Origin of the sequence: Sphingobacterium wenxiniae (genome assembly GCF_900116225.1) — a bacterium.
In the GTDB taxonomy this organism is placed as follows: domain Bacteria; phylum Bacteroidota; class Bacteroidia; order Sphingobacteriales; family Sphingobacteriaceae; genus Sphingobacterium; species Sphingobacterium wenxiniae.
In genome coordinates this window covers 74,759-97,494 of the sequence record NZ_FOZZ01000014.1, presented here as the reverse complement: position 1 = coordinate 97,494, position 22,736 = coordinate 74,759, and the positions used below count along the sequence as shown (strand labels likewise).

Sequence of the window (22,736 nt, the reverse complement as noted above, 5' to 3'; positions counted from 1 at the left end):
CCCGCTAGGGAAACCCCAAAGGGGCGGACACCATCTTCTCCGGCATACCTGCCGCTACGCTACGGGAATGCTCCCGCACTGCTCCCGGACCGGTTCGGGAAACCTTCGACCCGCCTTCGGCTGCGCTTCGACTATCCTTCGACTGTTCTTCGACTCGCAGTCGAACAATAGCCGAACAACAGTCGAAGAACTCCCGAACATGTCCCGAAGATGTCCCGAACAGCTCTCGAAGAAATGCCGAAGAAATCTCGAACACCAGTCGAAGAACAGCAGGAGGACAATAACTCCTACAAAAAACTGCTTATACCCGTGATGTCGTGCCCCGTAATCAATAGATGGATATCATGCGTACCTTCATAAGTAATAACAGACTCTAAATTCATCATGTGTCGCATAATTGGATAATCCCCCACAATTCCCATCGCCCCCATAATCTGCCGGCATTCCCTTGCTACCTCCAAGGCCATATAAACATTATTCCGTTTCGCCATGGAAATCTGCTGTGGAGAAGCCTTGCCTTCATTTTTCAACACACCTAAACGCCACGACAACAACTGCGCCTTTGTTATTTCACTCAACATTTCCGCTAATTTCTTTTGCTGTAACTGAAAACCCGCAATCGGCTTACCAAACTGCGTTCTTTCCAAAGCATAGTTTACCGTCGTCTTATAACAATCAAGAGCAGCCCCAATAGCGCCCCAAGAAATTCCATACCTCGCAGAATTCAGGCACGACAGGGGCCCACGCATTCCTTCTACATTAGGAAGCACATCCTCTTTTGCGATATAAACATTATCAAAAACAAGCTCTCCCGTCCTTGAAGCGCGTAATGACCATTTATTTACAGTTTCAGGAGAGGAAAATCCCTTCATTCCCCGTTGCACGATAACACCCCTCACTTTACCTTTGTCATCTTTAGCCCAAACCACGGCTATATCACAAACAGGTGCGTTCGTAATCCACATTTTTGCTCCATTTAGCCGATATCCTTCTCCGTCTTTTGACAACCCCGTTTCCATATTTGACGGATCAGAACCATGATTAGGCTCAGTTAAACCAAAAGCTCCTATAATATCTCCCTTAGCTAACCCCGGCAAATAAGTTTGCTTCTGCTCTTCCGAGCCATAGGTAAAAATTGGGAACATAACCAAGGATGATTGTACCGATGCCGCAGAGCGGACTGCCGAATCGCCGGCTTCTAACTCCTGCATAATTAATCCATACGAAATCTGGTCCAAACCTGCCCCACCGTACGCCTCAGGAATATAGGGACCCAAAGCCCCTATACTCCCTAGTTTTTTCATTAAATACGGAATTTCCTCGTGACACTGCGCAGCAGCATCAATAATAGGCTTTATTTCGGAATCGACAAACTCTCGAACACTCTGACGAATCAATTTTTGTTCTTCGGAAAGAAGGTCATCTATTTGGTAATAATCTGTATTTATCGGAGCCATGCCTTTTAATTTTATATTCGACTTCGAAATAAAATTAAAAAATATTTCACATACAATCTTTCATTATTAAAAATAAAATTCATTAATTTTATAGAATTATCGAATAAAATAAACCATCTTATGATAAATAAGGAATTAAAAGCATTAGGGATTCATGGCCCGATGGATGGAACTTCAACTGGAAACAAGTGGTTCTCCAATGGTGAGAAGATTACTTCTTTTTCACCTGTAGACGGGAAAAAAATCGGTGAGGTCAAGAGTTCTACCAAAAAAGATTATGAAAAAATCATAAAAGCTGCTCATACAGCCAAAAGTATTTGGGCGGCTATCCCTGCTCCAAAGCGCGGGGAAATTGTTAGACAATTTGGAGAACGCCTGCGAGAACTCAAATCTATATTGGGCAAATTGGTTTCCTATGAAATGGGAAAATCCTATCAAGAAGGATTGGGTGAAGTACAGGAAATGATCGACATCTGCGATTTTGCTGTAGGACAATCTCGCCAATTGTATGGCTTTACAATGCATTCCGAAAGGCCTTCCCATCGTATGTACGAACAATATCACCCATTGGGTATCGTAGGTATTATCTCGGCATTTAACTTTCCTGTAGCTGTATGGTCTTGGAATGCCGCATTAGCACTAATCTGTGGCAATGTCGTTATTTGGAAAGGCAGTGAAAAAACACCGCTTTGTACAGTAGCCTGTCAGAAAATACTTGCAGATGTACTTAAGGCCAATAAATTGCCTGAAGGCATTTCTTCAGTAATCACGGGCAATGCAGAAGTGGGAAAATGGTTGGCAGAAGACACACGCATTCCTTTGATTTCAGCAACGGGCTCGACCAGAATGGGTAAGCAAGTCGCTTCTACCGTGGCTGCTCGCTTAGGCAAATCATTGTTAGAACTAGGAGGCAACAATGCTATTATTATCACCCCTAATGCCGACCTGAAAATGACCATCGTCGGAGCAGTATTTGGAGCAGTCGGCACCGCAGGACAACGTTGCACGAGTACACGCAGATTAATCATCCACGAAAGTATCTATGACAAGGTTAAAAAATCCCTAACAGATGCCTACAAACAAATCAAAATAGGCGATCCTCTAGATATCAAGAATCATATGGGACCATTGATCGACATTGATGCTGTCGCAAATTACACCACAGCAATTGAAAAAATTGAGACACAAGGAGGCAAACTACTCGTAAAAGGAGGCACTTTAAAAGGTAAAGGTTATGAAAGTGGCTGTTATGTAAAACCAGTCATTGCCGAGGTTGAAAATCACTATGAGATTGTCCAGACTGAGACTTTTGCCCCTATCCTCTATCTTATTAAATATTCAGGAGGGCTAGAGAACGCCATATCCTTGCAGAACAATGTTGCTCAAGGTCTTTCCTCAGCCATCATGACCGACAACCTCCGCGAAGCAGAGCTGTTTTTAAGCCATCAAGGTTCGGATTGCGGCATTGCGAATGTCAATATCGGCACATCTGGGGCTGAAATAGGCGGTGCTTTCGGAGGCGAGAAAGAAACCGGTGGTGGTCGGGAATCCGGCTCGGATGCCTGGAAAGCCTACATGCGTCGCCAGACCAACACTATTAATTATAGCGACAGCTTACCGCTGGCACAGGGAATTAAATTTGAATTATAAAAACAAAGTGATGGAAGTGACAATATCACTTCAACTTCTTAACTTAATAAAGTAATTAAAACGATGAGAGAATTACATAAGCAATTATCTAAGCATATTTTAGCAGATGGACTGTCTATCGAGTTTGATTTGGAAAAATCCCATGGTTCCTATATAGCTGACCGCAACGGTGACGAATATATAGACATGTTTTCCATGTTCGCCTCTTCACCTGTAGGATATAATCACCCCCATATAGTCAACCAAAAAGATTTTCTGGGACGCATGGCTATCAATAAACCTGCCATGTCGGATATATACCCCTATCAATATGCGGATATTGTTCAAACATTTGAACGGGTGGCCATCCCGAAAGAATTATCCTATTGTTTTTTTATCTCTGGTGGAACTTTGGCGGTAGAAAATGCACTAAAGGCTGCTTTTGATTGGAAAACACGTCTTAATCTTTCGCGTGGAATCGACAAAGAAGCTTCGCAAGTTATCCATTTCAGACAGGCTTTTCACGGACGTTCGGGCTATACTTTGTCCTTAACGAACACACAAGATCCGAGGAAGTATATGTACTTTCCTAAATTTGACTGGCCACGAATCCACAATCCGAAACTACGTTTCCCACTTACGGAAGCATCCCTTAACCAAACCATCCAAGAAGAGCAGGAGGCTATCGCACAAATTGAAGCTGCGTTGGCCAAATCTCCAAACGAAATTGCCTGCATTATCATAGAACCTATTCAGGCTGAGGGCGGTGACAATCACTTCCGCAAAGAGTTTTTCCAAACGCTAAGACGCATCTGTGATGAGCACGACATCTTACTTATTTTGGATGAAGTACAGACTGGATTAGCGATGACAGGAAAAATGTGGGCATATCAACATTACGATATTATCCCAGACATTATTTCCTTTGGTAAAAAATCTCAGGTATGCGGTATACTGGCCAATAAGGAGAAATTTGACCGCATACAAAATCATGTATTCAAAGAATCGAGTCGTATCAACTCTACTTTTGGTGGAAATTTCATTGATATGCTTCGGTTCAAGATGATTCTGGAAACCATCGAGCAGGAAAACCTTGTGCAAAAGGCTGCTGACAGCGGGGCTTACTTATTGAATAAAATCCAGCAACTTGTCGAGAAACATCCCACTCTCAACAATCCGAGGGGATTAGGGCTTATTGCCTCATTTGATTTCGCTTCGGCAGAAGAACGTGACGCTTTTGTTAAAAAAACTTTTGAAAACAAACTGGTTATCCTCGGTTGTGGCGAGAAAAGCATCCGCTTCCGTCCGCACCTGACCGCTACGCGGGAAGATATAGACAAAGCTTTTGCCATTATAGAAAAAAGCCTTTAACAAAAGCGAGGTTGCTTCCGGCAACCTCGCTTTTGTTCAATAATACTATCCCTTAGGTAAGTTTATGTTGTTTTTAAGATGCCCTTGTTCATCCAAGATAAAACTCATTGGTCGCTCAGGATCTTTGATGATTTCAAATAAAGTATAACCCCAAGGCTTCCAAAAGTTCTCCAGCACTTGCCCATAGGTCTTGGTCTGCCAATTATCAAAGATCGGTTTCAATGTCCAATCATTTAAAGGCATAGGCTCGACGAAAATGGTTTCAGATGTTTCCATATAGGTATATTCGGGCAGTCTGTTGAAAAGGTAAGCCGAATAGAAGTATCGCGCACAGATTTCTTCAAATTGAATCGGGTGTAAAGTCTGTCCTTCCACCATCTTCAACACATCGTCATGGTAAATGGCATTGGTTCCGTTATCCTGTAACGTGGCCACGATGGCAAAATCACCCATTCTTAACGAGAACACCAACGTATTGATCTCATCTCGATACAAGAAAGTTTCAGGAGCATTATCCACAGAAAACACTTGTACATCAAAAGGATGCACATGCTCAAATTCCATGGACACAACCAAAGATTGCAACATAAAATGCAGATTTCGGAATTTATGGACCAAAGCCTGTGAAAAGTTCAGGTCCTCCCCGCTCATGACCGCTTGGCGAATCCCCGCCTGTATCTCATTAAAAACCACACCATACAAAATCTTCCCCACCCAATGAAACAGTGTCTGCGTATCCAAAGCCTTCACAGCCTCACAACCTTTTTTCATGGCATCCTCCACTCTATTTTCAACCTGCTCAAATGCCTGCGCAACATGTATAGAGCACGGTAATTTTAGTGCTTTATAGGTCGAGATGCTTTCATCTAACATTTTGAACGGCTTTTCCTCTAAGGAGAATGCCTGCATCATCCATACCGGAAAGACCTGGATTTGCTCTTCGGAAGATTGTAATGCTTCTCCTGTCAAAAAACAGGTCTTATTATCAAATTTGAAATCCAAAAACGGATTGAAAAGTCTTGATGCCATAGTCGCGCAAAGGTAAACTTTTTAGAGGCACAATATATTATTCATACACCTATTGACCCTATTCTGACTAAAAAGCCTCTTTTCATTTTTGCTAATCACGTCTTCCCCCCTATCTTATAGCCTATCTGTTTTCTTTCTGCCGGAGCAGCTATATCCTGTTTGTCCTGTAAGCGATCAATGTATTCAAAGAGAAGTTCGATGTTTTGGTCATGCCCCTTCTGTTTTACAGCAATCTTCTCGACTGCATTTTTTATCTCGGCTATCTCTAATTTTAATTCAGTATTATCTGCAATATATTGACGTATCTTAGCAAAGATGCGCATGATCTGTATATTCACTTGAATAGCTTGTTCGCTATTCAGCACACTGGACAACATCAGTACTCCGTATTCTGTAAATACATTAGGCATAGTTCTTCGACCTCCCCAACTTGAGGTCGCAAATTGCGACTTCAAGATTTTAAGTTCATCGTTTGTCAAGGCAAACATAAAGTCTTCGGGAAAACGGGAAATATTTCTACGTACCTGCTCATTTAAGAGCCTGTTTAAATTTCTACAAAAGCCCAAAACGCGTCATTATGAGGAGCGTTAGCGACGTGATAATCTGCGTTTTGAAGCTATGATGAGAAGCTTACCCATAGATTTCTCCTCGTCCCTCGTCGAAATGACGTATGAATTTTATTTTTAAACAGGCTCTAAGCGTTTTGTTTCCACACCATATAATTCTGCAAGATCACTATCCAACATAACTTTATGCTCCCTAAACTCGTATATCTTGTTTACGAGCACCTCATCTGTTATCACTGAGGTTGATTTTGTTTGATTATTTACCTTACTCATAGCTTACAAAACCTAATTGGCACTCCCTAAAGTTACCAACACAAAACTTAAAAAGCAAAACCACAGAAAGAGAGATCATTCTTTATTTTCACGTAAAAAGTTATATTTGTTATTGCGACACAGCGGTACTAATCACATAAACTGTAAACAATTCGGATGAAAAAACTTTTCAGTACTCTTTATTTCCAAGTCATTGTAGCGATTATTATTGGAGCAACTTTAGGACATTTCTATCCGGATCTTGGCGTGTCACTAAAGCCTTTCGGTGATGGCTTTATCAAATTAATCAAGATGATTATTGCCCCTTTGATTTTTTGCAGTATTGTCTTAGGGATAGCCGGCATGGAGGATGTCAAAAAAGTAGGCAGGCTGGGTATGCGATCGATGATCTATTTCCAAGTAACTACATTCGTTGCAATGTTCATTGCTTTGGCGGTCATTAACCTTGCAAAACCTGGTGTGGGCATGAATATAGATCCTTCGTCCTTAGATACGTCAGAAGTAACCAGTTATATAGAAAAAGGAAAAGAGAAGAAAGGTGTCGTGCAGTTTCTTCTGGATATTATCCCCAACAACATCATTGGATCGCTCTCAGAAGGCAATATTCTCCAAGTGCTCTTTTTTGCCATTTTGTTGGGCTTTGCTTTTTCAAAAATGGGCCAAGGCGCCGAACCTGTCAAACGGGTATTACAATCCTTCTTGGATGGGCTTTTCCTCGTTATCAAGATGATTATGAAGGTTGCCCCAATCGGCGCAATGGGCGCTATCGGATTCACCGTTGGGAAATATGGTCTCGGCATATTGAAATCATTGGGATTAATGATGTTTTGGTTTTACGTCGCCTGTTTGATTTATATTTTCATTTTTTTGGGGATACTCCTATGGCGATACAAGATTAGCCTGTGGCAGTTTTTAGGCTATATCAAAGAAGAGCTGCTTATCGTATTGGGAACTTCCTCTTCCGAATCGGTATTACCTGCTATTATGGAAAAACTGGAACGTGCAGGGTGCAGTAAATCCACTGTGCGTTTAGTGATACCGACAGGCTATTCATTCAACCTTGACGGGACAGCAATTTATCTTACTATGGCCTCCGTTTTTCTCGCCCAGGCAATTAACCATCCTATGGGATTAAGCGAACAACTTTTTCTACTCTTTGTACTTACATTCACCTCTAATGGTGCTGCTGGCGTAACGGGCAGTGGTTTCATTATCTTAGCCGCCACACTACCTATTGTAGGACACATCCCTGTAGAGTCCATTGCTATTGTTTTCGGAATAGACCGTTTTATGAGCGAAGCCAGAGCGCTTACTAATATTATCGGCAATGCTTCCGCAGCACTCATTCTCGCAAAAACAGAAAATGAATTGGATATGGAGCAATTGAATTATGTCTTAAATAAAAAAACTATTCAATAACAATCAATATTATTCCACAACAACCCTAAAATCTTTAAAAACCAACGGAGCTTCTACAAGTTGTCCATCTGCATTCTTTATCCCTTTAAAGACAGAAGTTTTCCCTTTTTCCAAAAGATTTTTCATTTCCTTTTCTTCCAAAAAAACTCCATTCAATGTGCGCCATATCTTGAAATCGCAACCTCGTGCATAATGATCACATTGTGCCACTTTATCGTACAGTAAAATATTGCCAGGTTGACATTTTGGACACTTAATTTTACCTTTTTGCTGAGGTTTAATTTCCTCATGCTGAATAGCGATGCGTAACTGTAGCAATTCCTTGGTAATCTTAGCCGTGTAATCTTTGATATGCTTCATAAAAACATCATAAGACACCTTGTTCGCCCGCATTTCTTCCAACTTTTGCTCCCACTTTCCGGTCAGCGTAACTTTCGCTATCGAGCGGTCTTTTACCAGATTATAGACTGCTAACCCTTTTTCCGTAGGGATAAGCTTTTTCTTATCTCGCTTGATGTAATCCCGTTGAAATAACGTCTCGATTGTCGCTGCACGTGTAGCGGGTGTTCCCAAACCACAATCTTTCATGGCTTGCCTCATCTCTTCATCTTCTATTTCCTTACCCGAAGTCTCCATCGCCTTCAGCAAAGAAGCTTCTGTATGTATAGGTTTTGCTTTGGTGAAACGTTCCGCCAGTTCCAAGCTCAATATCTCCAACAACTCCTCCGCAGTTAATTTAGGTAGCTGTGCATTTTCATTGTCCTGATCGTCCGTGTTCTTATCTTCATCAGGCAGGTCCACTTGATCGGCGGAAAGACGCCAACCATACTGTTTGATGACCGTCCCTTTCGCTATCAGCTCCACACCTTGCGCATCCAATGTCACCGTGGTTATGTCTTTCAGACAGACATCTGAAAAACTCTCTACCATACGTTTGGCAATCATGTTGTAAATATGTTGCTGATCTTTCGGCATAGGTCCTGGTTTCTCTTCTGTGACCAACAAAGCGTGGTGATCCGTAACTTTCTTATCGTCCACCGAGCGTTTATTGAGTTTTGCTCCAACAAGATTTCTTGAAATAACCGCAATCTGTTCCTCAGCGGTATCCGCCAAGTGTTGAAACAGTTCCTCTATCTTTTCGAATACATCTTCCCCGATATAGCGAGATCCTGTACGCGGATAGGTAATCACCTTTTTCTCATATAAGGTCTGTGCGATGCTCAATGTTTGATCTGCCGAATAGCCATATTTTTTATTGGCATCTTGTTGCAACGAGGTTAAGTCAAATAATAAAGGGGGTTGTTCTTTAGTTTCCTTAGCTTCGACTTTGAGCACTTTTGCCGATGTGCCCACAGTAATCTTCGCAATACTCGCTTCCGCATCTTCTTTTTTGTCAATCTTATTCGAAGTAGCTTTGAAAGAAATATTATCCTTTTCAAAGCCTGCCTGTATTTTGTAGAAAGCTTGGGGCTTGAAATCTTTATTCTCTATATAACGTGAACAAATCATGGCCAAAGTAGGCGTTTGTACGCGTCCAAGGGAAAGAAGGCCCCGATTGCCGGCGGCCAAAGTCAGTGCTTGGGTAGCGTTTATCCCGATCAGCCAATCCGACTCTGAGCGTGAGCGAGCAGACATATATAAGCTATCGTATTCCGTTCCTTCTTTGAGCTTAGCAAATCCTTCCTTAATGGCTTTATCGGTTTGCGAAGAAATCCAAAGTCTCTTAAAAGGTACTTGTGAACCCAAATAATAATAGATATTCCGGAAAATCAATTCGCCTTCCCGTCCAGCATCTGTTGCAACAATAATCTCTTCAGCTTGTTCCAATAAAGCTTTAATAGTATTCAATTGTTTCAATGCCCCGGCATCATCCATCTGCTTCCCATCCCGCTTCACTTTCTTGGCTTCCAGTCTAAATTCGCTTGGGATTATAGGAAGATTCGATACGGACCATGTCGCATAACCGTATGCCTGCGGTGTACACAATTGCACCAAATGCCCAAAAGCATAGGTGAACGCATAACCATTGCCTGTAATATATCCATCCTTCACTTCCTTGGCTCCCATCACACGCGCTAAATCCCGGGCAACCGAAGGTTTTTCTGCTATAACGACTTTCATTTTTTAGTATAGAGTATGCGTATTGAGATTCTCCTATACGCTGTACCTGTCTAGCACAGACGTATATCTAAACCGCATTCAAAAAATCACATTTTAATTATCGATTGTTTTTACTTCCCAATAGCCACCAAATGTACCGCCTTTCCTGACAAGTATTCCCGCTTCTTTTAATTTAGCGATATGTCTTTCTATTGTTCTTGTTGTTTTGGCTGTAATTTCAGCTATTTGTTCTATCGTATATTCGGGATTTTCTGTGATGAGGCTTAATGTTACCACAGCATCTTCACTTAACTTATTTTGTTCCCTTTCAGTACCCTTTCCGACAACCTTTCCGACACCCTTTCCGACACCCTTTCCGACACCCTCTTTAAAGAGTGTTACCGAAAAACCGCCTTCTTGTTCTTCAAGTTCCGGTTCGGGCAGATTAGCTTGTTTACAAGTCTGGATAATACGAATTGTACCACTTCCCCAAGAGTCAATCAATCCACCTTTAAAACAAACATCGGCAATCAACGGATTTCGAGGATTTGAACGGTGCGGTTTTTTCAATGATTCGGAATTTATACCTACCGGCAAAGCTCCGTCATTCCAAATATTGATATTGTCGTCATACATACGTATTTGTGTCATCGCACCCATATAATTTCGATGTATCAAAGCGTTCAACAACATCTCTCGAATGGCAGGTGCAGGATATTCGCCTATTTCTATACGATACAAACCTTCAAAATGGATTTTCTTGGTAAAGTATTTAAAATTCAGTAAATTAGAGACTTCACGCAACAGCGTAATCAAATTACCCTCAACTACATCGTGGAACAAGATATCATTGCCTTTGAAATAACCGACTTTTACAAAGGTATTCGGGTAAAATCTTGCAGGATTTTTTCCAAACAGAATAATCGAAGCTCGTTTTAGTTGCCCGTTTTCGGTTAGCAACAGTTTGTCAAATGCTTGCTCGATTGTCAAACCTTCGGTTTCGGGCATTCGTCCTTTCTCGTTCGACATCCGCAAAAAACCGTAGAACGTATTCTCGTCAATATCATCAAAGGTAGCCCGTGGCTCAATCACATCGTCCCAAGTTTTACCCGATTTTTTCAATAGAAATTCGTTGAGTGAATTGCCTTTCAGTTCTTGTTTGGTGCTTCCACTTCTATAATGATACTGCCCTTTGTAGCTGATGGCATTGAGGTAAGACTCAACAACAATCTCCAAATAATCGCCTCGCTGGGTTTCGTGTAGATTCACATCCACCATAATCCCCAAAACATCACGTACTTTGTTAGGGATTTCTTCTAATAAACGTTGTGCATCCTCAACACCAACAACAGTTCCGTCATCATCTTTGCCAATGAAAATAACTCCTCCGTTGGCATTCGCAAAACCGCAAATCCATTTCAGATATTCATCTCGCCAAGAGCTTTTATATTCTATGTTTTGCTGTTCGGGCATAGAACACAAAGGTAAAGATTTTTGGTGCTCAGTAGTCTATGTTTTCTACTTACTTTTTTATATTTCAAACTCAATATAAACACCATTGTGGTCAGTCATATATTTCCCCCTCTTCTGTAAAATGATTCCATGCTCCTACTTCATAAGTCTTCATTCGGTTGAGCAAATCATCTGAAATACAACAATATTCCAATTGGCGATTTTATACATTTTTTCTTTTCAATTCGTAATTCTATACGCAGAAAACAAAGTAAGAAATCAAAAGTGATTCCCCCATTGAGAGTTAGGGGGATCTACAACGACGGAATAGAAATTCCTTTAATTTTACGGTACAAATCCACCGCATATACGTCCGTCATCCCAGACACGTAATCCAGCACCGCACGAATCTTATCATACGTACTTGTTGAATCTGTATGAAATTGTGCTGGTATCATGGCTACTATCTTTTTATCAAAATGCCCTTTTCGCTCTTTCAGATAAGCGGGTATAAACTCCTCCAATAAGGCATTCATAACCTTGAAACCAGCAATCTCAATCTGCACGACAGTCGGGGCATTGTATATACGTGCAACCGAAATCTTTTCAATTTTTTTCATCTGGCGGACGATATTCTCATCCAACGATTGCATGAGTGGTTGCTCAAAAGTTCCGGCAAGGAATTTATCCTGATGCTTCATAAAGACCTCTGCACAGGCATGAATCAAGGTATTAATAGCCTTCGCCCGCAAAAGCTCAATACGGCTTCCTGTGTCTGATAACCCTTCCAAACGTTGTTGCAGATTTTTATCGCCACACAAAGGCAGAAGCAATTCTTCCACCTCCTCATACGTCAAAATTTTCAAGTGATGTGCATCCTCCAAATCAATGATATTATAACAAATATCATCTGCAGCTTCAACCAGATAGACCAATGGATGACGCAAATAGCCCGTGGGATTGGAAGGGTCTTTCACGAGACCCAACTCTTGGGCTATTCTTTCAAAACTTTCTTTTTCAGAATCAAAATATCCGTATTTTTTCCGATGGTGATTCCCTTTCACATGTCCATCTATCGCTGCACAGGGATATTTCACGATAGAAGCCAGCGTAGAATAGGTCAAGGCAAAACCTTTTCCATCTTTACCATTAAAAGCATGTGTCAGGATACGTAAAGCATTGGCATTTCCTTCAAAATGCGTCAAATCCTCCCACTCTTCAGCTGTCACCTCATCTTGGTACTTCTGTCCTTGTCCATCCGTAAAAAAGGACGATATAGCGGCTTCACCGGAATGTCCGAAAGCTGGATTGCCCAAATCATGCGACAAGCAGGCGGCAGACACGACATTTCCTACTTCTTGTAAAAAAGGATATTCTTCATCAATGTTAGGGTTTTCCTTTTTCATGAGGTTATAGAACAAACGCCCCAAGGAACGGCCGACGCTTGCTACTTCTAGGCTATGTGTCAACCTATTGTGCACAAATACTGCTCCTGGCAAAGGGAATACCTGTGTCTTATTTTGCAACCTTCTAAAAGGTGAGGAAAATATCAATCTATCGTAATCACGTTGAAATTCCGAGCGTGCATCCAAAGGATCGCCTGTTGCCCTATACTCATATCCCCAACGTTTTGCCGACAGTAGTTGCGTCCAATTCATGTAACCAGTTTTTTGCTTTCCCGCAAAGATACGTTTTCTATGGAAGAGGTCTAAGGAAGTTTTTTGAACAGTTTCTACTAACACGCCCAAAAGCGACTTTCGTCAAAGCCTTTGGCTTTGTCATGCTTATTGCGTATTTTTATAGCAAAACGTTCAAAAACGATGACTATCTATAGACTCCCCGACCCAAAGAACTTTACGCACAAAGTTAACGGCAAAAACACCCACCTGTTTGTTTTACAAAACCGTAGCGGTATGCAGGTCGCTTTTACGGACTATGGAGCACGCATCGTTAGTATCCTCGTTCCAGACAAACATGGCGACCTTCGTGATGTGGTCTTAGGCTTCGACTCCATTCAAGGCTACTTGAACGCAGAAGAGTGTTATCATGGCGCTACGATCGGCCCTTTCGCAAATCGTATTGCCAACGGATGTTTTCCTTTAGGAGAAAAGACAGTCACACTCGAACAGAATGACCATTCCAACTGTCTGCATGGTGGTTCTAACGGTTTCCACACGAAAGTGTGGGACAGGCAGATCTCTTTTAAACGGCGAATAGACTTTTACTATATCGCTGCAGATGGTGAGGGTGGTTTCCCGGGAAACCTGCGTGTATCGGTTTCTTATGAGCTCAATGATGATAACGAGATTATTATAAAATACAAGGCTGAAAGCGATGCAGACACGGTGGTGAATCTCACCAACCATGCTTTTTTTAATTTAAATGGGGAAGGCCAAGGGGACATATTAAACCATATTCTATACATCCCCGCCGATGAATATCTACCGATCGATGAACAAATGATCCCCACAGGTACTATTTCTCCTGTTGAAGGCACTGTCTTCGACTTTAGGGAAGCAAAAAAGATTATCGAAGGGATCGACAGCCAAGATGAACAAATACAACGAGGAAACGGCTTCGACCATACATTCGTGAATAAACAGCCGATATCACAACCTGCCGCTATTGCTTTTTCAGAGACTTCTGGCATCGAACTATCCGTATTCACGACCGAACCCGGTATTCAACTCTATACCGGGAATTTTCTTTCAGGGAATGACACCGGTAAGTCTGGCAATAAATATTTATCTCGCACAGGCTTTTGCTTGGAAACACAACACTATCCTGACAGCCCGAACCAGAAACTCTTCCCTGATGTTACTTTATCCGCAGGAGATACTTTTGAATCAGAAACAATTTATAAGTTTAGTATAAAAAAATAAAGTTAAACCACATGAAAAGAAGATTAGCAATCCCCTTTATACTTGGAGCAGCATTATGCTTTACCAACGCCCAGGCACAATTGGCCAAGGATAAGGATGTATCCTACGAGGATTTAACCAAGCACATCAATAAATTAGCCAGCGCCGGTACAGACTCTGCAAAGGCAGAGCTTCAAAAAGAAGCATTGTACATGGAGCAGAGCGACAACGAGCAACTGCTATCTTTGGCAGCATCTGTGTACGAAAATGTATTGGATGACACCGATAAAGCCGAAAAAATAAGAGAGACAACAATTACGAAATTCCCGAAAGGCAGGTTAGCAATAACCAAAGCATATAATAAGATTTTCGAGGATTCAGAAGGCAACACCAGTCCATCTATTTTTGAGGAACGGTACAAGGCGTGGATTAAAGATTTCCCTATCGAAACAGCTCCTGACAATACGAAATCCATCTATCCATTTGCAAAACAAACATTAGCTACAAGGTTTGCAAAAGACAAAAACTTCGATAAAGCTAAAATATATCTCAATGAGCTGAAAGGAACAGAGGATTTTTCCGGAGCAGTTTACTCCGTGGTCAATAGTTTGTCGTCTGAAGAAGCCGCACCATTTTCAGATTTGATTCAAGAAGCTTACCAAACTTCATTGGCAGCCTCCCAATCCGGTGATGAGAACATCAAAAAGAGCAACACGGCAAGATATTTATCAGGATTGACTCCTCTATATGCCGAATCTCTACTTAACAATGGGCAACATGAAGAAGTGGGGACGATTATGAAAGAACGGCTTGAAAAAAACAATTATGGTGGCTATACCGCAACGAAGGACGCGCAGGTTCTGGCAAAAGCCTACCAAGCGTTGAACAAATCACAAGAAGCTTTCGATATTCTGGAAAAGGTCATGATAAAAAACGGTGCTTCACCGGAGCTCTCTGAACTTTCCAAAAACATCTACGCTCAACAGAACAAAGAGGGCCTAAGTTTTGAAGATTATTTGGGAGGTATTAACCAGCAATATAAAGAAGCCATGCTTGCCAAATACAAAGAGCAAATGGTCAAAAAAGAAGCGCCTGTATTTACGCTGCTAAATCGCGAAGGCAAGGAGGTATCATTAGCTGATTACAAAGGCAAGGTTGTCGTGCTGGATTTTTGGGCGACATGGTGCGGACCATGTATCGTTTCTTTCCCGGGAATGCAAGCTGCCGTCAACCAGTACCAAAACGATCCGGAAGTAGAATTTCTATTTATCGACACTTGGCAACGAGAAAGCAATTACAAAGAGTTAGTGGAGAATTTCATTACCAAGAACAACTACACGTTCCACGTGCTTTTTGACGAGATGAAAGAGCGTTCAAAAGCTGTTGTAACTGCTTATGGTGTACAAGGGATCCCTACAAAAGTAGTTATCGACAAGGAAGGTTTTATTCGTTTTCAATCGGCAGGAGGTTCACCGAATGTGCAAGAGGTCGTAACCGAAATGGAAACTAAAATCGAGTTAGCGCGAAATGCAGATTAGAAAAATAAAAGGGGCTGTCCGAAAAGGTTTAAAAACGTAGAAACGCGTCATTGCGAGGAGCGTAGCGACAAAGCAATCTGCGTTTTTGCCGTCACCAGATTGCTTCGTTGCCTCGCAATGACGGTGACGGCGAACTTTTAGACACTTTTCTTTATTTAATCAATGCATCCAATGCCTTTTCTACCTTTTCAAAACCAAATCCAGCTTTCACCTCGCTGAACATTCGCTCAATCTGTTCGTTACAAAGATTGCCGATACTACCTTCATGGGTGTGGTTTACTTCTTTAGAAGGCTGAAAAGCACCATTTTCAATGTCCAATCCAATCTGTCTGTAAGCTTCCCGGAAAGGTATCCCCTGCAAGACCGCATTATTTACAACCTCTACACTAAATAGATAATCGTATTTAGGATCATTTAATATATCCGTCTTAACACTGATATGCTGCAACATAAATGTGGTGATTTCCAAGCAATCACTTAAGGATTGAAATGCCGGAAACAGATTTTCTTTCAGCAATTGCAGATCGCGGTGGTAACCCGAGGGCAAATTTGTCGTCATCAATGCTATTTCATTAGGCAGTGCCTGTATTTTATTACAACGTGAGCGCACCAGTTCAAATACATCCGGGTTCTTTTTATGCGGCATAATGCTGGAGCCCGTGGTCAAATGTGCCGGAAAAGCTATAAAACCAAAATTCTGATTAATAAAGAGACAGACATCCATCGCAAATTTCGCCAAAGTTGCCGCTACGGCGCTCATACCTTGCGCTAATACACGCTCTGTCTTTCCCCTACCCATTTGCGCATACACCACGTTATAATTCAAGTCCTCAAATCCTAAAAGTGCTGTTGTCAACGTACGATCCAAAGGAAAAGAAGAACCATATCCGGCTGCAGAACCGAGTGGATTTTTGTTGCAGATTTTCCAAGCTGCTTTCAGCAGTTCCAGATCATCCACCAAACTTTCCGCATAAGCCCCAAACCATAAACCGAAAGATGACGGCATCGCGATTTGCAAATGGGTATAACCAGGAATCAATACGGCTTTATGTTCTTCACTAAGGGTTATCAACTGTTTAAATAATTGCTCGACCTGCACCACCAAATGCTGTATTTCCGAACGGAAATAAAGTTTCAGATCCACCAATACCTGATCGTTTCTGGAACGCCCGGAATGGATTTTCTTACCAGCCTCTCCAATACGCTGAGTCAGCAGCATTTCGACTTGTGAATGCACGTCCTCCACACTGTCTTCAATACGAAAATCACCTGCTTCTATTTCTTTATAGATCGCCTTTAATTCTTTCTGTACTAAGGTCAAATCCTCATCCGACAACAAATCTATACTATTCAACATTTGGGTGTGCGCCAACGAACCCAACACATCTGCTGCTGCTAAGTGCATATCCATCGCACGGTCATTTCCCACGGTGAAAGATTCCACAAAAGCGTCAACATCTATATTTTTTTGCCAAATTTTCATCTTATCTTTTTTAATGCTACAAATCTATCGAATATCATGCGAAAAGAAACGAAAGATTTCATTTTAACTGCAAAACACCAATACATCAAATAAAAGTGACCACTTACTTTTTTTTCAAAAAAGATTTGTATCACTGATTTATATCCCTATGTTTGTAAACGTAAAGGGGAAATGGATAATAAAAAAATAAAGAAAAGTGAGTTAACACTCACACTTTATTCGAAACAAAAACTAAACAAACTAAATTTGATAGACGAAGGTCTTAAAACTTGCGAAAAGAAATTTCGCTAACCATCTATAAACTAATTTTGTTCTGAAGCGTATCATAGTCTGTGATACGCTTTTTTCTATTTTAACTTTTTCTGTAAATCCCCGTACAAGTCCGTAGAAGTCCCTGAAAGTCCATAAAAGTCCGTTCTAACTAGTCCTTAACTAAGCTTTAACAAGCAATCCATTACACCTACCCTCTCATCATCCAACAACTTGGAAAGGAACGAACCTTGCCTACTACAGTTAAAAAGTAAACCGATTTAATTCCTATCTTTGCACAGTATATTTTTTAAGGTATATAAACAAATGCAGTAGATTAAGGAGGTATCAAAGGGACGTACAGAGCGACCTTATTTTTAACATTCTCCAAAAAACAAAAAACTATGGCAACTGAAAGCAAGAGACAACAACGTTTTGCAGGGGTAATCCAGCAGGATTTAGCTGAACTTTTCCAACGCGAGGGAAACAGCTGGGCAAAAGGGGCATTTATTACGGTTACCAAAGTCAGAGTGACACCTGATTTGGCCATTGCACGTATATACCTTAGCTTCCTCAACACAAAAACTGCGAAAGAAGATTTAAAACAGATACAATCTAAAACTTCGGAAATACGTTATAAATTAGGTTTACGCATTAAAAATCAAGCGAGAATAGTTCCTGAACTGGAATTTTTCTTGGACGATACAAATGAGTACGTTGAACACATGGATAAGTTATTTGCAGAAATCAATAAAGAATCCCGTAACGACAGCTAAAAAAAGTATAGTACCGTGGCGTACCTATTGGATGAGAAAATGGCTTTTCCCCACCCTTCCTTAGCCGATGAAGATGGTTTACTGGCCATAGGGGGTGATCTTTCTGTTGAAAGGCTTTTGCTGGCTTATGCACATGGGATTTTTCCTTGGTTTTCGGACGACACACCTATCCTCTGGTATGCTCCGCACGAGCGGTTTGTATTATTCCCAAAAGAATTGTACATCAGTAAAAGCATGAAGCAATTCATGCGCCGTACCACATTCACGTTACGCCATAACACTGCCTTTATAGACGTAGTACAACAATGCGCTACTGTTGAAAGATTGGGACAGGATGGAACGTGGATTACCCAAGACATGCAGGCAGCTTATCTGGAACTACATCAACAAGGACATGCACACAGTTTTGAGGTGTTTAATCCAGAAGGGCAATTGGTCGGAGGACTGTATGGCGTACAAGTAGGGCGAATTTTCTGTGGTGAAAGCATGTTTGCCAAAGTCTCCAACGCTTCGAAACTTGCACTCATTTATCTCTGTCAGGCATTCAACTTTGAGCTGATTGACTGCCAGATTCATTCCGAGCACTTGGCTTCTTTAGGAGCTAAGATGATGCCCGGAGAAGAGTATTATCGTATTTTACAACAGCAACAGACAACAACATGAATTTTAAAATAGGCGATTTGGTTCGTTTTGTAGACGAACCTATAGAAGGACATATCACCTCCATTCAAGCCAATAACATTATCGGCGTGACAGACGAGTCTGGTTTTGAGATCCCTGTATTGGCCAGCAAGGTGACTTTGGTACATGGCAACATGCGTCGGGAAGATGACGATATTATAGACAATGTGGCTGCGGCAAACCTGCCTTTTGTAGAAGAGGGTGTTTACTTAGCGGTAGAAGGCGAGCAAAAAGATGGCTTAGCAAAGTTCTATATTGTCAACCATACATCTTATGATTTACTAATAGCCATTGCTGAGGTTTCTGGACCAAAATGTACCGGAATCTTTGCGGAAAAGGTGTTAAAAAGGGATTTTGTTCAGTTCTATTCCGCTAACTTTGGTCAAGTTGGCAAATGGCCCAATTTCCATGTGCAACTTATCAAACATAGCAAACAGGCACGTGCCATACCCCATCCAATAGCAAAAGAGTTTCGGGTCAAACCATTGGATTTAATAAATTCAAAAGAAGCAGATGATATTATGGAAGCAAAAGTTTGGCGTTTTCAATTAGACAAACCTGAGGAAAATATCGGGTTGGATAAATTGAAAAGTCACTTTATCTCTCATCGACCGAATAAAAAATAAAAGAAACAGTACTTGGTTCTCGGTATAGCCGAGAACCAAGTACAACAAGAAAAACATAACACAGGTCACCTCTTTCTTTTCTAAAAAATGATTTTCATCACCCGAAAATCTAGACTATTTTTCAAAAAACTGTATTTCAGCAATTTAACAAAATTTAACATTATTTATAATGGTTCTAAATTCACTGTATTGACAGATTTCTGACACAATGAACAGGCTTTTAATCTACATTTGCAGAGTTATTATTGAGCAGGATTAAACTTTGAAGAATTTAAAAGTTATAGCATTTACCCACAAACACGTCGAGTTGAAAGACTTGGGTAATCTGGTTATTTGTAACGAAGAGCTAGAAGATCGATTGATTAATCTCAAGAATACCTTAGATATTCCTGAAATTTTCTATATCGCCACTTGTAACCGTGTAGAGTTCGTGTTCTGTGGCGCTCATGATTTGACAGATGACTTCATCACGCTATTTATGGAGAAGATGAACTTCTGTGTTCCTCAAGAGCGTTTGCATTGCTATTTGGGTCAGGTGACCCGCTATTCAGGAATGGAAGCGTTGACACACTTGTTCCGTATGTCCTGTTCGTTGGAGAGCTTGGTTGTGGGTGAAAAAGAAATCCTTGCCCAAGTGCGTCGCGCATACGAAAGATGCCGTGAAGCGGGGTTCACCGGAGACTATCTTCGCTTGATTATGGACCGTTTAGTCAAAACAGCTAAGGAAGTCTATACGTATACCAACATCTCCCGCAACCCTATCTCTGTCGTATCTTTAGCTTACCGCAAGCTAAAAGAAGTGAAACTACCAGAGAATCCGCGTATATTGGTTATTGGCTCTGGAGAAACCAACCAGAACTTAGCAAAATACTTAAAGAAACACCAATACGCTAATTTCGTCGTTTTCAACAGAACGTTGGAAAATGCACAAAAATTGGCAAACGAACTACAAGCTGAGGCCTACCCGCTATCGGCTCTTGGTCAATATAAAAAAGGTTTTGACGTCATGATTACCTGTACAGGTTCTCCTGAGGCTATCATTGACAGCAACCTATATAGCATGCTTCTAAATGGCGAAACCGACAAAAAAGTCATCGTTGATTTAGCTATCCCTAACGATATCGATGCTGAAGTTGTCGCTAACTTCCCCATACATTACATTGAAGTGAGCAGTCTCCAAGCCATTGCAGAGAAGAATAAGCAAGACCGCTATAATGAATTGGAAAGCGCAGATGCTATCATCCAGCAAAATATTCAGGAATTCTTACCAATAGTTAAGCAACGCCGTGTAGAAGTGGCGATGCGCCAAGTACCTGAAAAAATCAAGGAAATCAAGTCCTTTGCGCTGAATGAGGTCTTTGCACAAGATGTTCAAGCTTTGGATCCTCAAGCAAGAGAAGTTTTGGAGAAGGTGATTAACTACATGGAGAAAAAATACATCAAAGTTCCGATGCTAATGGCTAAGGATATCTTGGTGAAAAACGCTCACTCCGACATCAACTAAATAAAGCAATACGCTTCTTAAAATTTTAGCCTAATTCTGACAATATACGTCGGGATTGTACGACTATTTGGCTAACTTTGTGCGCATTTTCAATCGTAAATTATTAAAAGTGAACAGAAAACTTATCATTGGAACCAGAGGGAGCCAATTAGCACTATGGCAAGCCAATTTTATCAAAGACAGATTAGCCGAGATTGGTGTTGAGGCTGAGTTGAAGATCATCAAGACTCAAGGAGATATCATCCAGCATTTGCGCTTGGACAAGTTGGAAGGCAAAGGGTTCTTTACCAAGGAACTGGAAGAGGAATTGCTCTCTGGTCAAATCGATTTGGCTGTTCACTCCCACAAAGACTTACCTACTGTTAATCCTCCGGGATTAATCATTGCTTGTGTTTCTGAACGGGAAGACCCTTCCGAGGTCATTATCATCCACAAGGATTGTGTAGACATCAAAAAAAGACTTTCACTCAAGCATAATGCAACCGTCGGCACATCTTCCAATAGACGTAAAGCCCAGTTGCTTTCTCTACGTCCGGACTTAGAATTTACAGACCTGCGTGGAAACTTACAGACACGTATACAGAAATTAAGGGATGAAAAATACGACGCCATCGTCTTAGCTAAGGCAGGTGTCACACGTATTGAGATGGATTTATCGGATTTTCACCTTGAAGAAATTCCACCCATCGAAGTTATCCCTGCTCCTGCCCAAGGTGTACTTGCCGTACAGATTCGCGAATCAGACAGAGAGCTGTTCGACCTTCTACAGCCTATAAATGACACAGAAGTTGCTAAAACAATAGGTGTTGAACGAAAAGTATTGAATATGTTCGATGCCGGCTGTCACGCGCCTTTGGGTTGTTACTGCCGCAAAACGGCGGAAGGAAAATACGAAGCATGGACATCCATTGCCGAAGACAATGAAGACTTCCCAAACAGATATTATCTACAGGATGATACTACGGAAGGAATGGCGGATAAAATATTCGCCAAGTATAATAAGGATCGTAAACTGCCGTCAAGTGTTTTCATCACACGCGATTTGGATGAAAACTCCTATCTGGCGCGCTATTTGGCTAAATATAATATCCAGATCGACGCACGCTCTTTAATCAAGATATTTCCTACCATTAACAAATTAGATTCCTTTATATTGAAACGTGCGGATTGGATATTCTTCAACAGTAAGAATGCCATTGACCACTTCTTCAAATTGGAACCTTACATCCTAAAGAAAACAAAGTTAGCTGTCTTGGGCCGTGGTTCGGAAGATGCACTGCGCAAATATGACCGTGTGGCGGATTTCTCGGGAGACAATCTTGGGATTAAAACGGAAGATATTGCCAAAGAGTTCGCCAAATTGGTGGATGGCCAGACCGTTTTCATACCTCGGGCAAAAGACTCTTTAATGTCTATCCAAAATGCCCTAACCGAGAATACGCAGGTCATCGACATGCCGATATATGAAACAGTGTTGGAGGAAGAAGTTGACAAAACCAATGCTGAGGTCTTGATATTCACCAGCCCAAGTAATGTAGAAGCTTACTTTAGGGAGAACTTGGTGGATCCAGGACAGAAAATCATCTGCATCGGTCACTCTACAGCCAAAGCTATTGAGGCTATGGGCTTGCCCTATACACTACCTTTCACTCCCGATGAATTGGGATTAGCAGAAGCTATATTTGGTTTAGAAATTTAGACGTGCGTAAGGCGATTGGCGTA

The 22,736-nt window shown here is 41.3% G+C and carries 19 protein-coding genes; 10 read left to right on the top strand and 9 right to left on the bottom strand.

Annotated features, from left to right (window positions below):
* Positions 1 to 4 precede the first annotated feature (4 nt).
* Together BM375_RS17050 and BM375_RS15415 are read right to left on the bottom strand one after the other, a co-directional pair.
* Positions 5 to 256: a hypothetical protein gene (locus tag BM375_RS17050; RefSeq protein WP_139227619.1), complete on the bottom strand. Its 252-nt coding sequence runs from the start codon at positions 254 to 256 to the stop codon at positions 5 to 7.
* Positions 257 to 287: 31 nt separating this feature from the next.
* Positions 288 to 1,457, bottom strand: coding sequence for an acyl-CoA dehydrogenase family protein (locus tag BM375_RS15415; protein WP_093367362.1), 1,170 nt, complete (start codon positions 1,455 to 1,457; stop codon positions 288 to 290).
* A 120-nt stretch (positions 1,458 to 1,577) separates the two neighbouring features.
* On the opposite strand from BM375_RS15415, the gene amaB reads away from it, so the two are divergent.
* Both amaB and lat read left to right on the top strand, forming a co-directional pair.
* A complete protein-coding gene (gene amaB, locus BM375_RS15410; protein ID WP_093367361.1) occupies positions 1,578 to 3,107 on the top strand; it encodes an L-piperidine-6-carboxylate dehydrogenase in 1,530 nt (509 codons plus the stop codon).
* Positions 3,108 to 3,170: 63 nt separating this feature from the next.
* Positions 3,171 to 4,457 (top strand): L-lysine 6-transaminase, encoded by a 1,287-nt coding sequence (lat, locus tag BM375_RS15405; RefSeq protein WP_093367359.1) that lies wholly within the window; start codon positions 3,171 to 3,173, stop codon positions 4,455 to 4,457.
* Positions 4,458 to 4,502: 45 nt separating this feature from the next.
* Here the strand turns inward: lat and BM375_RS15400 are convergent, their stop codons facing one another.
* From BM375_RS15400 to BM375_RS15390, 3 genes are all read right to left on the bottom strand, one after another.
* Positions 4,503 to 5,486 (bottom strand): hypothetical protein, encoded by a 984-nt coding sequence (locus BM375_RS15400; protein WP_093367358.1) that lies wholly within the window; start codon positions 5,484 to 5,486, stop codon positions 4,503 to 4,505.
* 95 nt (positions 5,487 to 5,581) lie between these two features.
* Positions 5,582 to 5,974 (bottom strand): ORF6N domain-containing protein, encoded by a 393-nt coding sequence (locus tag BM375_RS15395; protein ID WP_244525928.1) that lies wholly within the window; start codon positions 5,972 to 5,974, stop codon positions 5,582 to 5,584.
* Positions 5,975 to 6,169: 195 nt separating this feature from the next.
* The gene (locus tag BM375_RS15390) at positions 6,170 to 6,325 is read right to left on the bottom strand and encodes an ORF6N domain-containing protein (RefSeq protein WP_093367355.1); all 156 of its coding nucleotides are present in this window, start codon (positions 6,323 to 6,325) and stop codon (positions 6,170 to 6,172) included.
* 156 nt (positions 6,326 to 6,481) lie between these two features.
* Here BM375_RS15390 and dctA point away from each other — a divergent pair, with 156 nt between their 5' ends.
* Positions 6,482 to 7,744 carry a C4-dicarboxylate transporter DctA gene (dctA, locus tag BM375_RS15385; RefSeq protein ID WP_093367353.1) on the top strand — a complete coding sequence of 421 codons (1,263 nt, stop codon included), beginning with the start codon at positions 6,482 to 6,484 and terminating at the stop codon, positions 7,742 to 7,744.
* Positions 7,745 to 7,753: 9 nt separating this feature from the next.
* Here dctA and BM375_RS15380 read toward each other — a convergent pair whose 3' ends face one another.
* The 3 genes from BM375_RS15380 to BM375_RS15370 form a co-directional block, all read right to left on the bottom strand.
* The gene (locus BM375_RS15380; RefSeq protein ID WP_093367352.1) at positions 7,754 to 9,865 is read right to left on the bottom strand and encodes a type IA DNA topoisomerase; all 2,112 of its coding nucleotides are present in this window, start codon (positions 9,863 to 9,865) and stop codon (positions 7,754 to 7,756) included.
* 93 nt (positions 9,866 to 9,958) lie between these two features.
* A complete protein-coding gene (locus BM375_RS15375) occupies positions 9,959 to 11,317 on the bottom strand; it encodes an ATP-binding protein (RefSeq protein ID WP_093367350.1) in 1,359 nt (452 codons plus the stop codon).
* A 293-nt stretch (positions 11,318 to 11,610) separates the two neighbouring features.
* On the bottom strand, positions 11,611 to 12,954 hold the full coding sequence (locus BM375_RS15370; protein WP_093367349.1) for a deoxyguanosinetriphosphate triphosphohydrolase: 1,344 nt from the start codon (positions 12,952 to 12,954) through the stop codon (positions 11,611 to 11,613).
* A gap of 162 nt (positions 12,955 to 13,116) precedes the next feature.
* Between BM375_RS15370 and BM375_RS15365 the strand changes: the two genes are divergently transcribed.
* Entirely contained in the window at positions 13,117 to 14,178 is a 1,062-nt protein-coding gene (locus tag BM375_RS15365; protein WP_093367347.1) for an aldose epimerase family protein, read from the top strand.
* Between the two features lie 11 nt (positions 14,179 to 14,189).
* Positions 14,190 to 15,695: a TlpA family protein disulfide reductase gene (locus BM375_RS15360; RefSeq protein ID WP_093367346.1), complete on the top strand. Its 1,506-nt coding sequence runs from the start codon at positions 14,190 to 14,192 to the stop codon at positions 15,693 to 15,695.
* A 151-nt stretch (positions 15,696 to 15,846) separates the two neighbouring features.
* Here the strand turns inward: BM375_RS15360 and argH are convergent, their stop codons facing one another.
* Positions 15,847 to 17,178: an argininosuccinate lyase gene (argH, locus tag BM375_RS15355; protein WP_093367344.1), complete on the bottom strand. Its 1,332-nt coding sequence runs from the start codon at positions 17,176 to 17,178 to the stop codon at positions 15,847 to 15,849.
* A 653-nt stretch (positions 17,179 to 17,831) separates the two neighbouring features.
* On the opposite strand from argH, the gene rbfA reads away from it, so the two are divergent.
* The 5 genes from rbfA (at position 17,832) to hemC (ending at position 22,713) form a co-directional block, all read left to right on the top strand.
* Entirely contained in the window at positions 17,832 to 18,203 is a 372-nt protein-coding gene (rbfA, locus tag BM375_RS15350) for a 30S ribosome-binding factor RbfA (RefSeq protein ID WP_093367343.1), read from the top strand.
* 15 nt (positions 18,204 to 18,218) lie between these two features.
* Positions 18,219 to 18,866, top strand: coding sequence for a leucyl/phenylalanyl-tRNA--protein transferase (aat, locus tag BM375_RS15345; protein WP_093367341.1), 648 nt, complete (start codon positions 18,219 to 18,221; stop codon positions 18,864 to 18,866).
* Positions 18,863 to 19,510, top strand: coding sequence for a hypothetical protein (locus tag BM375_RS15340; protein ID WP_093367340.1), 648 nt, complete (start codon positions 18,863 to 18,865; stop codon positions 19,508 to 19,510). Before aat ends, BM375_RS15340 begins: the two co-directional genes overlap by 4 nt.
* 262 nt (positions 19,511 to 19,772) lie before the next feature.
* The gene (gene hemA / locus BM375_RS15335; RefSeq protein WP_093367338.1) at positions 19,773 to 21,014 is read left to right on the top strand and encodes a glutamyl-tRNA reductase; all 1,242 of its coding nucleotides are present in this window, start codon (positions 19,773 to 19,775) and stop codon (positions 21,012 to 21,014) included.
* A 109-nt stretch (positions 21,015 to 21,123) separates the two neighbouring features.
* Positions 21,124 to 22,713, top strand: coding sequence for a hydroxymethylbilane synthase (gene hemC, locus BM375_RS15330; protein WP_093367368.1), 1,590 nt, complete (start codon positions 21,124 to 21,126; stop codon positions 22,711 to 22,713).
* Positions 22,714 to 22,736 lie beyond the last annotated feature (23 nt).